This window comes from Streptomyces yaizuensis, from assembly GCF_034961445.1.
GTDB classification, from domain to species: domain Bacteria; phylum Actinomycetota; class Actinomycetes; order Streptomycetales; family Streptomycetaceae; genus Streptomyces; species Streptomyces yaizuensis.
This window is the reverse complement of record NZ_BSBI01000019.1, coordinates 42,688-55,061: the sequence shown is the minus strand read 5'-3', so window position 1 is coordinate 55,061 and position 12,374 is coordinate 42,688. Positions and strand designations below refer to the sequence as shown.

The window sequence follows — 12,374 nt, the reverse complement described above, 5'->3', positions numbered from 1 at the left end:
CCGTCCGTCCAGCCGTCCCGGGCCGGGAGGCACGGGGCTCTCCCGGGAAGTGACGTCCGTATGGAATCCAAATCCAAGGAACCCCTCTTCGAGCAGCGGGCGCACGAACTGCTGGCGGCCCATCCCGTGGTCGACGGCCACAACGACCTGCCGTGGGCGCTGCGCGAGCGGGTCCGCTACGACCTGGACCGGCTCGACCTGGGCGCCGACCAGACGGGCACGCTCCACACCGACATCCCCCGGCTCCGTGCCGGGGGTGTCGGCGCCCAGTTCTGGTCGGTGTACGTCCGCAGCGACATGTCCGGGGACGACGCGGTGAGCGCGACGCTGGAACAGATCGACGGCGTACGCCAGCTGCTCGACCGCTTCCCGGCGGTGCTGGCCCCGGCGCTGACCGCCGACGACATGGAGCGCGCCCGCGCCGAGGGCCGGATCGCCTCCCTGATGGGCGCCGAGGGCGGCCACTCCATCAACAGCTCCCTGGCCACCCTGCGCGCCCTGTACGCGCTGGGCGTCCGCTATCTGACCCTCACGCACAACGACAACGTGCCGTGGGCGGACTCGGCGACGGACGAACCCGGCGTCGGCGGGCTCTCCGCCTTCGGCCGCGCGGTCGTCGCGGAGATGAACCGGCTGGGGATGCTGGTCGACCTCTCCCATGTCGCGGCCACGACCATGCGGGACGCGCTGGACGCCTCCACCGCGCCGGTGATCTTCTCGCACTCCTCGGCGCGCGCGGTCTGCGACCACGTACGGAACGTCCCCGACGACGTCCTCGCCCGGCTCGCGGACAACGGCGGCATCGCGATGGCCACGTTCGTACCGAAGTTCATCCTGCCGGCGGCGATCGAGTGGACCCGTTCGGCGGACGCGCATCTGCGGGCCAACGGCCACCACCCGCTGGACACCACGCCGGAGGCGATGAAGCTCCACGCGGCCTTCGAGGAGGCGAACCCGCGCCCGATCGCGACGGCGTCCACGGTCGCCGACCACCTGGACCACATGCGCGAGGTCGCGGGCGTCGACCACATCGGCATCGGCGGCGACTTCGACGGGACCGCGTTCGTCCCGGACGGCCTGGACGATGTCTCCGGCTACCCCAACCTGATCGCGGAACTCCTCCGCCGCGGCTGGTCGGACACCGATCTGGCCAAGCTGACCTGGCAGAACGCGGTACGGGTGCTGCGCGACGCGGAGTCGGTGGCCCGGGACGAGAGCGCCCGCAGGGGCCCGTCGAACGCGACCCTGACAGACCTGGACGGCTGAGCCCGCCGGGCCCCGCCTTTCAGGGCGGGGCCCGCACCGCCTCAGTGGTGGTTACGAGGCAGCACGGATGCCTGCTCAGTGGTGGGCGACGAGGCAGAACGGATGCCCGGCGGGGTCCGCGTACACCCGCCAACTCCTCGTCGTGTCCCCGGCGTCCAGCACGCTCGCCCCCAGCGCGAGCGCCCCGGCCTCGGCCGCGTCCAGATCGCCCACCTGGAGATCCAGGTGGACCTGCGTCGGTACGTCCCCGACGGGCCAGGTCGGCGGGGTGTACGCGGCGACCTGCTGGAACCCCAGCGACGGGGCCCCGTCGATCACCAGCTCGATCCAGTTGTCCGATTCGGTGCGGACCTCGCCCCCGAGCAGCCCCTGATAGAAGGCGGCCAGCCGCCGGGCGTCGGGACAGTCCAGCGTGACGGCTGTCAGTTCGGCGATGGCCATTGAATAACCCCTATGCGTCGCAGTGGTCACCGGTCGACGGCTTCACCCGGTGATGAACTCCCCGCATGCTGCCCCATGGGACTCCGGGAGGCGCGGCCGGGGCCTCCCCCGCCGGTCAGCCGGCCGCGCGCCGCCGTGCGAGGCGCCGTACCCGATGCCGTACGAGGAGCGCCCCCGTCAGCAGCGCGAGCGCCCCGGCCCCGATCCGCAGATACGCCGGCCCGCCGGTGCTCAGCGCGTTCCAGACGAAGAAGGCGAGGAAGAGCGCGAGGATCGCGGGGTTGTCCAGGGGGTCCTTCCGGGCGGTCATGGCGGTGCTTCCTGGGGTTCGGGGCGGGATGCGGTCACCACTCTAGTTCCGACCCGCTTGGGCTTCTGCGTCAGCTCATTCGCCCAGTACGGCGGTGCGAGCGGCCGAGGCGAGGATGCTCTGTGCCCGGGCGGGCAGTCCCAGCCGGTTCCAGTGAAAGATCACGTGGTAGGCGATGACCTGGCGCAGACCTCGTTCCAGTCTTCCCGCGCGGGCGGCAACCCCGAGGGCCCGGCCTGCGTCACGGAAGCCGGCTGCCCATTCAGCAGCCCACTTCGCGGGACCGCCCTCACCGAAGAGCGGACCGTCAAGGCGGAGGTCGGCCAGCAGCAGGGCGTTCAGGTCTGCGGCCATCGGCCGGAGCCGGTCGAGGGTGGCATCCGGTGGAAGAGGGCGTTCGGTGGAGACCTGGTGCCAGATATCTCCCTGCTCGTACCACTCCAGACCGGCGCCGCGCATCAGCGAGGTGCACAGCAGGACGGAGATTTCGCGACGGCCGAGGCTGTTCCGGCGGCCGTGGAGCTGGGTGAGGATGGCCTGGCTGTCGGCGTGGAACAAGCTGTGCGCGGCGGTCATGCCCTCGGTGCCGCCAAAGGCTGCGGACTCCGCTTCGTAGCTGCCGGTCCACCAGCGCCGGATGTGGCCTGCGGCGGCGAGTCTGTTCAATGCCGTGCTCACGGTGGTCTTCGTGCCGTCAGGGTGACCGGTGGTGCGCAGGCGGATTCTCCAGCAGGGGTGTTTCCGGATGAACCACCACTCGGTGGCGGCTCGGCCCAGGAGCGGGGCGAGATGGGTGGCCGCCGTGGTCTCGGCAGTGGTCCAGTCGGGGAACTCGGCGTAGATCTGCCACCAGCCGGGAGCGACGGTCTGCTGTTCCAGGGCACGGCTGCCCGCCTGGCAGAAGACGTCGACCGCCAGGGCCAGATCCGCCGGCTCCAGCCCCGCCCCGTCGGCGGCCTGGGCGAGCGGTGTTCCCGCGAGGACGTCGAGGACGGCGACGGTCACCGTCTTCCGGGCTTGGTGGTGGGCGTTCAGTCGATCAGCAGACATGCGTCCCATCCGCAGAGCGGAGCCGTATCACGGGCGCCAGTGGTCAGGGCGAGGGCTGTACCGGCTTCTCCGTTGAGGAAGCCGGGGTCGGGCGTCGTCCTGGTGCCGGCGGCTCGGACAAGGGCGGCGGTGAGAGGTGGAAGGGCCTCTCGCAGTGCCGGAGTCGTCGCGTCCTGGGCGGCTCGCCAGACGGTCTGGTGGATGCCGGCCCAGCCGTGACACAGTCCGGCGTCGTTGAGTCGCGTGAGTTGGGTGGGGTCGGACAGACAGTCGATGAGATGTTGCTCGGCTCTGCTCTGGAGATCGATGTCGTGCGTGGCGACAGCGGCGAGCTGGAGCGCGCGGGCTATGCCCGGTGTGCCGTAACACCAGCTCGGCCGGGCGGGACCGGGCTGGCTGGGCCGACCGGCTCGCAGGTCGGCGAGGGAGACGCACTCGGGCCACCATGCCCCGGTGCCACCGGTCTGCCGCCACCGGTCGCACCAGGCCTGGATCGAGGCGATTGCTTCGGGCTGGTCGTCGACCGTGATGCCACGCCGGGTCGCCTGGGCGAGGAGCAGGAGTGGTCCGGTGATGCCGTGCGCGACACCTTGATTGCTGTGGCCGTGGGGAAACCGGGCGGAGGTACGGGTGTACTGATCGTGGCCGACCCACCAGCCGGGCACGGCCTGCCCTTCGTGGAGCAGAGGGCGGGTGAGAGAGACCAGGTAGGTCAGCACACCTTCCACAGCGGTGCCGCCAGGGTTTCGGCGGAGCAAGTAGGCACCGATTCCGGTCAGGCCGGAGAAGAGGTCGTACTCGCGGAAGGCCGGAAGACCGCCGCGCCGGATCCGATCCAGCGCGGCAGCGGTACGGCGGTGTGCGAGGGCGGTGACACTCCGGTCGATCGCGGCGAGGGCGTGGCCGTAACGTTCGGAGGAGCCGGCGGCGGCGTGCAGCATGAAGGCGACGGCTGGTACGCCCCAGTACAGGCCACTGGTTTCCGTGGCGCTCACTTCTCCGGCGGTGGCGTTGGCAATCCACCGATGGGCCTGTCGCCAGGTTCCGGTCCCGGAGTGGGCGCGTTCGATGTGCAGCAGAGCTGTTCCGGCCGCGCCGTGGGACAGGGACTGCGCTGCCCAGGGCTTGTCCGGCGGTGGAGGCTCGGGCGCGGCCAGACGCTCGGTCAGGTGCTCGATCAGATCGGTGGCGGCGAGGCGCGGATTCACCCGGCTCCCCCGGCGGTGCGGCGGAGCGCGCAAGCGCGGACCAGACGGTCGGTGACCCGTTCCCGATCGGGGCCGATACCAAGGGCACGTACATGGTGCAGGTGCAGAAGCGAGCCGAGCGCGGCGAGCGGGGCGCGCTGGGCCGACAACTCGTCCCGATAGGCGGCCAGTGCGGTTGCCCTCCGTTGCCACGCTGCGGCGACGGCTTTCGCACCGGGCAGGGACGGGAAGGCGTTGCCGCAGGGGTCGGCGAGGTCGAGGGCCCGGTCACGCAGCGACCGGTCCAGTGGCCCCTTCTGCCGCCGCAGATCCCGGACCAGCCAGTGAAGCCCTTCCTCGGCGGTGGGTGCGAACCGGACCGCGAGATCGACCAGGCTGGCCGCTGCGAGTGCCTGACCATCCGTACCGCCGAGGGCGGTGTGGATCTGGGCGACGGCTGCCGCCGAGTCGGCGGCGAACACCGAGTGGGCGGCCTGCATCGCCGTGCCGTGCCCGTACCGGCCTGCTTGAGGTTGGTAGGTGGCGAGCGTGAGCTGCGCCAGCAGGCGTCGTCGACGCAGTCCCTCCGACCAGTCGTGGACCCGCTCGGCCGCGCTCCCGTACGTGTCCGGATCCGGAAGGGTCAGACACAGTGCCAGATGCTGATCCGCGTCCGGGCGGGGTGTGACGCGATGACGGCTGAACCACCACTGCTGATGGGTCCCGAAGGAGTCGACGAGGGCGGCCAGATGCTCGGCAAGGATCTCGTCGAAGCGGTCCGGGTGGGCGTGGATCCGTGCCTGAAGGACGGCCGAGTGGCCCGGAAGGTGGGATGCGTCGGGTTCGACGGCGCGGATCGGGTTCGGCGTCCTGCGGCGGTCCGGCTCGGGCAGCGCCAGGGAAAGGAGGAGTTCATGGGCGCGGCCGAGCCAGTCGAGATCCTGCGGACCAGGTGCTTCGCGCAGTTCGATGCGTCGGGACCTGTCCAGGCGCGTACGCAGAAGCAGTCGGTGAACGGGATGGGTGAGGTCCAGGGGCAACCGTTGGTCGCGCTCCACCATGGTGATGCGCTCGGGCACACGCAGCCCTGCCCGCCATGCGGAGAACGCGGTCTCCCATGCGGACGCCGACGAGGCGCGGCCAGGCAGATCCTCCGCGTCGAGCAGCCAGCGGGCCTGAGCGAGGACCGTGCGCCGGTAGCGGATGCGGGGCAGAAACGGCAGCTGGGCCGCAGCTCCGAAGTCGAACGACTTGTAGACGGCACAGCGGGCTGTGCCGATCTCGGCGAGGAAGCGTGCCAGTGGGGGCGTGTGCACACCGGCTTCCAGGGCGTGCAGGACGCGCGGCTCGACGAGTCGGCCGGTGGAGAGCTGGACGAGGTGGAAGCTCTGGGAATCCGCCGTGACCGCGAGGTCCGCCGGCTCGATCACGGCCCCGTCCTTCGGCCGGTGCTCGGAGAGCGGGATCACGTGCGGGAGGAGCCGCATGGTGCGGGCGATGTTCTCGTTGCGGCGGCGACGCGGTACGAAGGAGAGCTGGGCGGCCAGGCCGCCGGGGGACGCTGACTGGCAGGTGGCGCTGAGCCGGTCCCGGTCCGGTTCGGGCAGAAGGTGCGCGAACCGTCCTGCCATGCTGCTGCCCGGCCTCGGCGTCCCGGTCATCAGCAGTCGGAACTCGCCACGGCCGAGCGCGGCCACGGTGGCGGCGTGGATCTCGACGGCCACCTCCACCCGGGGCACCGGCACCAGGTCGGTGGCGTCGGCCGCCAGGTCCGCGATGATCGGCTCGGTCAGGACGATCTCTCCACTGCCGTCCAGTGTGGCCTGCTGCACCAGGCGTAACAGCTTCTCGTCGCGCTCGGTCAGCCGGCGCCCCGGGTTCGTGTACGGGGAACCGAGAAACCCGGCCGGGTAGCCGAGCCCGCTGTCGGCCACCAGATCCAGGACGGGAACCACCGCTCCGGTTCCGTACCGTGCCCGGAACCGCCCGTGGTAGTCGCGCCACGCCGGGTACCCGAACGGATACGGCGAGAGCCTGCACAGCACCTCGACCGCGCTCCGTACCTCCCCCACCACGGCCTCGGGGATCCGGACCTCGCAGTCCACCACGGTATCGACGATCAGTGGTACCGGGGTGGTGTCGCAGAGCGACCGCATCCGCTCCGCCAGTCCATTCTCTTCCGCACCGCCCGCCGTGATCTCGTCCCGTATCGAGAACAGTCCGCCCACCAGGGCCTCGATGCCAGGCATACGCCGGGCACCGACGGCTGCCAGCTCGGCGCACAGGTGCCCGAGAGAGTCGATGCAGGTCATGGGTGCCCACAGGCTGGTGATGAGGATGTTCTCGGTGACCAGCCCGCGGAGCATGGTGTCGATCCGGTCCCTGGGAGCAGCCGGGAACCGCTCGGTGAGCAGGGCACGCAGCTCGCCGTACCGAACAGGGGAGGCAGCACACACGAGCGCGGCGGCAACGGGGCCGGTGTGCCGTACGGATACCTCGACCGGAGCGAGGGACTGGGCGCGGTCGTCCGTCGGCAGGCCGGGAGCGACCCATCGGTTTCCTCGTACGCACCCGGTGTTCGCGGCCATCACGGGCAGCTGTTCCAGCAGTTGAGGACAGTGGTGGAGGCGGGTGATGATCCCTGCCAGCCAGGCCGAGTCCGCGCGTACGGTCGTGCGGTGCTTCCTGCCCGAAGCGGCCTGCGGTACGCCACCGATCCGCGCCGGTGCGACTCCGGCGAACAGGCCGAACGGTGTGGGCCGTCCCTGCCACCGCAGCAGATAGGACGCGAGGGACAGGACTGCCCGCTGTGTCCGCCGTGCGTCGCACCGCCGCCCGCTCAGGATCTCGCCGATCCGGTCGCTCAGGGCGGGGCTGGCCGTGCTCACCGCGACGCGGACCTCAGGGCGCTGCCAGACGGCCGCCAGCCACTCGCGTCCCCGCGCTGAACCATCCGTATCGCTCAGGCCGAGGTCGCGGGGCAGGTCCAGCCCGCCCGGATCGGTGGAGACGCGCAGCAGTGCACTGATCCTTGGCCGGTGGCCGATCGGCATCCCTGCGGTCACGACATCTCCCTTCGCCGACATCCGACGAGGTGCCCGGCGGGAAGGCCCGCCCGGCACCCACACTGCTGTCAGTGCCGGTCAGGCCGGGTCGTCGATGAACGAGTCACAGGCGCTGGCGCCGTTCTGACAGGTGTTGCCGCATCCGTCGTCGGTCGGACAGTCGCCGACAGCGCCGTGGGGGCGGGTCGTCACGACGACACGTACGTCCAGCGTGAAGTCGTCGAATTCCTCCGCCATCGGAGGTTCGGCCAGCGCCGTGGCACCGTGCGAGAAGCCGGGATCCGGCATGTCGATCACTCTCCCTCTTCTTCGGTGGTGTGGTGCGGGATGTCCTGGTCCGCCGCCGGGACGGTGGACCAGGAGAGGGCGATCCGGCTGTGCTCCTTCTCGATGATCCGAGCGTCGGCCGGAGCGGACATCCGGTCATCGGGAGTGCCCGCCGGGTGGACGGTGATGCGCGGGCCGGGCCCGTCCCGGTGGTCCCGGTCCCAGTCACGGAGGTGTTCGGCGACCTCTTCGGCGAACCCGGTCGCTCCAGGCCCCAGGGCGTGAACCCCGTACTCGAAATGTGTGTCGTCGCCGATGGCAGGGCGTGGAGTGACGTACGCGAAGTCACGTCCGTCCCCGGATACAGCGGCCAGGGAGAACCGCTTGTTGTAGGGGGCCACCAGACCGGTGTCGAGGGCCGGTTCCAGGGCCATGGTGCAGAAACCCGGCAGCACGGTGGCCAGGTACAACTGGAGGGAGTCCACGGGTACTCCGCGTTTGACTCTCACTCCCGTCCAGATCTCGACCCGTGGCGTCCGTACGGCGTTGTCGAGAAGGCTTGGATCGGTCGGGAGTCCGTCGTCGAACCGCAGGGCGATCTCATCGGTGCCGGTGGGCAGCAGTACGCGCGACTCACGGGCTCCGGCGCCCTGCATGGGGACGAAGCCACAGATACGTGCCGATGTGCTGAACAGATGATCGCCGACCCTCTGGAGGGCGACCGAGCGCATCAGACCGCGCATCCGCAGGGGTACGACGATCCGGCCGTGCTCGGTGAGCTGGTTGGTCCAGGCGGGCGGAATGTCCCAGGCTCCGACCGTGACGATGATCCGGTCGTAGGGAGCGTGGTCCGGAACCCCCTGGTGGGCATCGGCCGTGACGACCCGGACCTGCGGGTATCCGTTCTCCTTGAGCAGGCGGCTCGCGCGGTCGGTGACCTCGGGGTCGATGTCCACCGTGGTGACCTCGCCCGCCCCGCCGGCCAGCGTGGCGAGATAGGCGGCGTTCAGACCGCCCGAACCGATCTCCAGGACCCGCATCCCGGGCCGGATCCCGGCCTGCTCCAGCATGAACGCCTGGATCTGGGGAGCGGATACCGAACTCACGGCTGAGCCGGATCCGTCCCGTTTGGTGATCACCGCGTTGTAGGCGCTGTAGGCGTCCTCCAGGGAGGCTTCGGGAGTGAACAGGTGCCTCGGGACGGTACGCAGGACGTCCGCTACGGCATCCGAGGTGATCGCACCGTCGGCGATCAGCTCATTGACGACCTGGTCACGCAGTTCTGCGGCACGGGTCTCTTCAGTCTTCTCGGGCATGAACGGAGGGAATCCTTCCCGACGCTGCTCTGAGGGCGGAGGGCTTGGGAGGCAGGGGAGAAATGCCGCAGTGTAGTCAGCTCTTCGCCACTCCGCCGGGTGGTGGGAGCGATTCGGCCGTCCGCATGCGGTCTGCCCGAACAGTCAACGAGGAGGCGTCTTCCAGCGAGCGGAAATGCGGCTTCCGTGTGGGGCGCGGTGGACCGGTAATTTCCGGGGTGTTCGGTTCTGCGCGGCCTGTGGGGCTGGCTACCGTGAGGGCGTGGAGGGCAACGAGATCCTCAGGAAGAGGATGGCCGAGGCGGGCTTCACCCAGACCGGGTTGGCCGAGGCGGTCAACGCGGATCTGAGATCGGCCGGCTACGAGGGCACCGTCAGTGACCGCACGGTCCGTACCTGGCTGACGGGCCATTCCCGGTGGCCGCACCGCCGCCAGCGCGCGGCGTTGGAAGCGGTGTTCGACTGCCCGGTCGCCGAACTGGGCTTCACATCGAGACAAGAGCCCGCCGCCGCTTGTCCGGCCTCACCGGAGGACCCTGTGCTTCGCCGCCTTCTCATCAGTGCTTCGACCGGCATGGCCCTGTCCGCCGGCACCCCCGCCCACTTCGCGGTACGCCGGGTGGGGGCGAGCGACGTGGAACGGCTGCGGAGCAAATTCGCCGTGCTGATCGCCGGCGATCACCGGTACGGCGGAAAGCTGACCATCGAGACCCAGGCATCCGCGCTCGCCGGTGAAGCCCTCGCGCTCCAGGCACGGGGCACCGCGGGCCAACGCGTGCGGGCGGCCCTGTACGGGTGCGCCGCCTCCTTCACGTCCAGCGCCATGTGGGCCGCCACCGACGGCCGCCGCTTCGACGCCGCGCAGCGCCACTTCCACCGGGCCGCCAGCCTGGCAGCCATGTCCGGCGACCCGACCATCCAGTTCCGTATCTGGTCCCATGCCGGCAGCCTCTACCGGCACCTGGCACGGCCCTCGGACGCCCTGGCCGCCAACGATGTCGCCCGCAGCCTGTCGATCACCCGTCGCGACCCCCTGTTCGCCTCACTCGGCCACGCCCGCCACGCCGCCATCCTCGGCCTCACCGGCGACGGCCGAGCGGTCCGCCAAGCCCTCCGGCACGCACAGACCGCGCTGGACCAGTCCCGGCCGGGTGAACAGCGCCCCCTGTGGCTGAACGCCTTCTATGACCAGGCCGAACTGGACAATCTCGCTCTGGCCGCCTGCCTCGCGCTGGGGAACTACGAGGACGCCGAGGCCCATGCCCACCGCAGCCTCGCCCTCCTCCGCCCCGACATGCTGCGCACCCGGGCCATCACCACCGCCCGCCTCGCCCACGCCCAGCTCGGCCAGGGCGACCTGGAACCCGCCGTGACCACCGCCATGTCCATCCCCAACGAGCCGGCGGACCGGCACCCGCGCGTCGCCCGGCTGCTGGACGGCTTCGGCAGCACACTCCGGATCACCGCTCCCTCCAGCAGCGCCGCCCGAACCTGGAACCAGTACACCCACGACAGCCGAAGGAACATCCTGTGACCCCCGACAGCATCGTGCTGCGCCACGCCACCGCCATCGACGAGGTCTGGGACACCCTCATCGAGGTATACGCCGAAGTCCGCGCGGACCAGCTGCACCTGCCGCACTACTCGGTGGAGCGGTACGGCGAACGCCTGGCCCGGCATGCTTCGGAACCCGGATGGGAGGCCGTCATCGGCTTCGACGGTACCGAGCCCGTGGGCTACGCCTACGTCAACACCCTTCTGCCAGGTGACCGCTGGTGGCAGCGGATGACCACGGCTCTGCCGCCCGGCTGCGCCGAACTGCCCACGGTGGCTCTGAAAGAGATCATGCTGCGCGTGCCGTGGCGCGGCACAGGCACCGCCCGGCGGATCCACGACGAACTCCTCGCCGGCCGTGCCGAGGCGCAGGTCTCGCTGCTCGTCAACCCGCTGGCGGGGGACGGCAAGGTCAGGGCGGTGTACGACGCGTGGGGCTACTGGGAGGTCAGTACCCAGCAGCCTTCACCGGACGGGCCGGTCCTCACCGCCATGGTGCGGGGGGTACGGGACAGGGAACCCTCGCCCGACGACTTCTGCACGGCTCCGGGTGGCCAGGGGGCGTGAAGCCTGGGTGCCGGCGAAAGCCGAAGGCGACGCCCTCCGGCACGGCATGCAGACGGATCTCCTCTCCATCGGCGACCAAGAGGTCCGCGACCGCTACCGGACTCTGGTACGCCTGGGCTTCGACATCGGATGGCGGTGTGCCGGCCAGGGCAACCGCGTCCGTCAGGTCAAGGACATGCGCGGGTATCTGCGGTATGTCCAGTTCACTCTGGAGGCGGTCATCGACGGGCGTCCCGTGCCGGAGCCCTGTGAGCCCCCCGTGCTGGAGCGCACCGGTGACGACCAGGGCTGGGAGCCACCCGAGCTGCCTGCCCACTGGAGGGATCCCGCCGACGGGAGCTGAGGGGGGCGGGGAAATCGAGAGCGCATCCACGAGTCTTGACGATACGATACGTCTCGGCTCGTTAAGTGAACGGAACTGGCGGATCTCAGGAGGACCCCATGGAACGGGAACGATGGATCGACGCGGCCCCCGGTGTGCGGCTGTGGGCCGAGGAGCGCGGCCCCGCCGACGCCCCCGTCCTGCTGCTGGTCATGGGAGCGCAGGCGTCCGGGATCGGCTGGCCGGACGAGTTGGTGGACCTGCTCGTGGAGCGGCACCGGGTGATCCGCTACGACCACCGGGACACCGGGCGCTCCACCTGGGCCTTCGAGGAACGGCCCTACCCGGTCACCGCGCTCGCCGAGGACGCCGTCGCCGTCCTGGACGGGTTCGGAGTCGAGCGTGCCCATGTGGTGGGCATGTCCCTGGGCGGGATGCTGACCCAGCTGCTGATCGCGGACCACCCCGACCGGCTGCTGAGTGCCACCGTGATCGGGACGAACGCGCTCAGCACCGTCCCGTACACCGCCCCGGACGGCACCCGCGTCCCGCCCCAGGAGCTGCCCGGGATCGCCCCGGAGCTGCTGGAGCTGTGGTCCCGGCCCGTGGTGGAACGGAATCTGGAGGACGAGCTGGATCACCGGGTCGAGCACTGGCGGATGCTCGGCGGGGACCAGCTGCCCTTCGACGCCGCGTACGCGCGCGAACTGGAGCGGCGGGTCGTCGAGCACACCGGGCACCACCGGTCCGGTGACGCGCACGGCCGCGCGGACTCCTCCGGCATGGACCGTACGGAGGCGCTGGCCCGTACGGAGGTGCCCACCCTGGTCACCGTGGCCCCGGCGGAACCGGTCTCCCCGCCGCCGCACCCCCAGCACCTCGCGCAGGCGGTCAGGGGCGCCCGTCTGGTCGAGATCCCCGGCATGGGGCACGCGCTCCCGCGCGAGGTGCATGCCCCGCTGGCCGCCGCGATCCTGGCGCACACAGCGGAGCACACGGCCGGGGTGTGACGGATCCGCGCGGGTTCCG

Annotated in this window: 12 protein-coding genes; 5 read left to right on the top strand and 7 right to left on the bottom strand. The window is 70.7% G+C overall.

Going from position 1 to position 12,374, the window contains the following annotated elements; genetic code table 11:
• The first annotated feature begins 60 nt into the window (after window positions 1-60).
• Window positions 61-1,266 carry a dipeptidase gene (locus tag SYYSPA8_RS33635; protein ID WP_323451221.1) on the top strand — a complete coding sequence of 402 codons (1,206 nt, stop codon included), beginning with the start codon at window positions 61-63 and terminating at the stop codon, window positions 1,264-1,266.
• Window positions 1,267-1,341: 75 nt separating this feature from the next.
• Here the strand turns inward: SYYSPA8_RS33635 and SYYSPA8_RS33630 are convergent, their stop codons facing one another.
• From SYYSPA8_RS33630 to fxlM, 7 genes are all read right to left on the bottom strand, one after another.
• Window positions 1,342-1,707: a VOC family protein gene (locus SYYSPA8_RS33630; protein ID WP_323451220.1), complete on the bottom strand. Its 366-nt coding sequence runs from the start codon at window positions 1,705-1,707 to the stop codon at window positions 1,342-1,344.
• 115 nt (window positions 1,708-1,822) lie between these two features.
• Window positions 1,823-2,017: a hypothetical protein gene (locus SYYSPA8_RS33625; protein WP_323451219.1), complete on the bottom strand. Its 195-nt coding sequence runs from the start codon at window positions 2,015-2,017 to the stop codon at window positions 1,823-1,825.
• A 75-nt stretch (window positions 2,018-2,092) separates the two neighbouring features.
• Entirely contained in the window at window positions 2,093-3,067 is a 975-nt protein-coding gene (locus tag SYYSPA8_RS33620; protein ID WP_323451218.1) for a thiopeptide-type bacteriocin biosynthesis protein, read from the bottom strand.
• Entirely contained in the window at window positions 3,049-4,275 is a 1,227-nt protein-coding gene (locus tag SYYSPA8_RS33615) for a lanthionine synthetase C family protein (RefSeq protein ID WP_323451217.1), read from the bottom strand. The genes SYYSPA8_RS33620 and SYYSPA8_RS33615 overlap by 19 nt, the downstream gene beginning before the upstream one ends.
• The gene (locus SYYSPA8_RS33610) at window positions 4,272-7,319 is read right to left on the bottom strand and encodes a lantibiotic dehydratase (protein WP_323451216.1); all 3,048 of its coding nucleotides are present in this window, start codon (window positions 7,317-7,319) and stop codon (window positions 4,272-4,274) included. The genes SYYSPA8_RS33615 and SYYSPA8_RS33610 overlap by 4 nt, the downstream gene beginning before the upstream one ends.
• A gap of 78 nt (window positions 7,320-7,397) precedes the next feature.
• Window positions 7,398-7,607, bottom strand: coding sequence for an FxLD family lanthipeptide (locus SYYSPA8_RS33605; RefSeq protein ID WP_407706148.1), 210 nt, complete (start codon window positions 7,605-7,607; stop codon window positions 7,398-7,400).
• A 5-nt stretch (window positions 7,608-7,612) separates the two neighbouring features.
• Window positions 7,613-8,902: a methyltransferase, FxLD system gene (gene fxlM / locus SYYSPA8_RS33600; RefSeq protein ID WP_323451215.1), complete on the bottom strand. Its 1,290-nt coding sequence runs from the start codon at window positions 8,900-8,902 to the stop codon at window positions 7,613-7,615.
• Between the two features lie 262 nt (window positions 8,903-9,164).
• Between fxlM and SYYSPA8_RS33595 the strand changes: the two genes are divergently transcribed.
• The 4 genes from SYYSPA8_RS33595 to SYYSPA8_RS33580 all read left to right on the top strand — a co-directional run bounded on the left by SYYSPA8_RS33595 (window position 9,165) and on the right by SYYSPA8_RS33580 (window position 12,355).
• Entirely contained in the window at window positions 9,165-10,436 is a 1,272-nt protein-coding gene (locus SYYSPA8_RS33595) for an XRE family transcriptional regulator (protein ID WP_323451214.1), read from the top strand.
• On the top strand, window positions 10,433-11,023 hold the full coding sequence (locus SYYSPA8_RS33590; RefSeq protein ID WP_323451213.1) for a GNAT family N-acetyltransferase: 591 nt from the start codon (window positions 10,433-10,435) through the stop codon (window positions 11,021-11,023). The genes SYYSPA8_RS33595 and SYYSPA8_RS33590 overlap by 4 nt, the downstream gene beginning before the upstream one ends.
• Before the next feature lie 7 nt (window positions 11,024-11,030).
• Entirely contained in the window at window positions 11,031-11,366 is a 336-nt protein-coding gene (locus SYYSPA8_RS33585; protein ID WP_323451212.1) for a hypothetical protein, read from the top strand.
• A 98-nt stretch (window positions 11,367-11,464) separates the two neighbouring features.
• On the top strand, window positions 11,465-12,355 hold the full coding sequence (locus tag SYYSPA8_RS33580) for an alpha/beta fold hydrolase (RefSeq protein WP_323451211.1): 891 nt from the start codon (window positions 11,465-11,467) through the stop codon (window positions 12,353-12,355).
• Window positions 12,356-12,374: the final 19 nt, after the last annotated feature.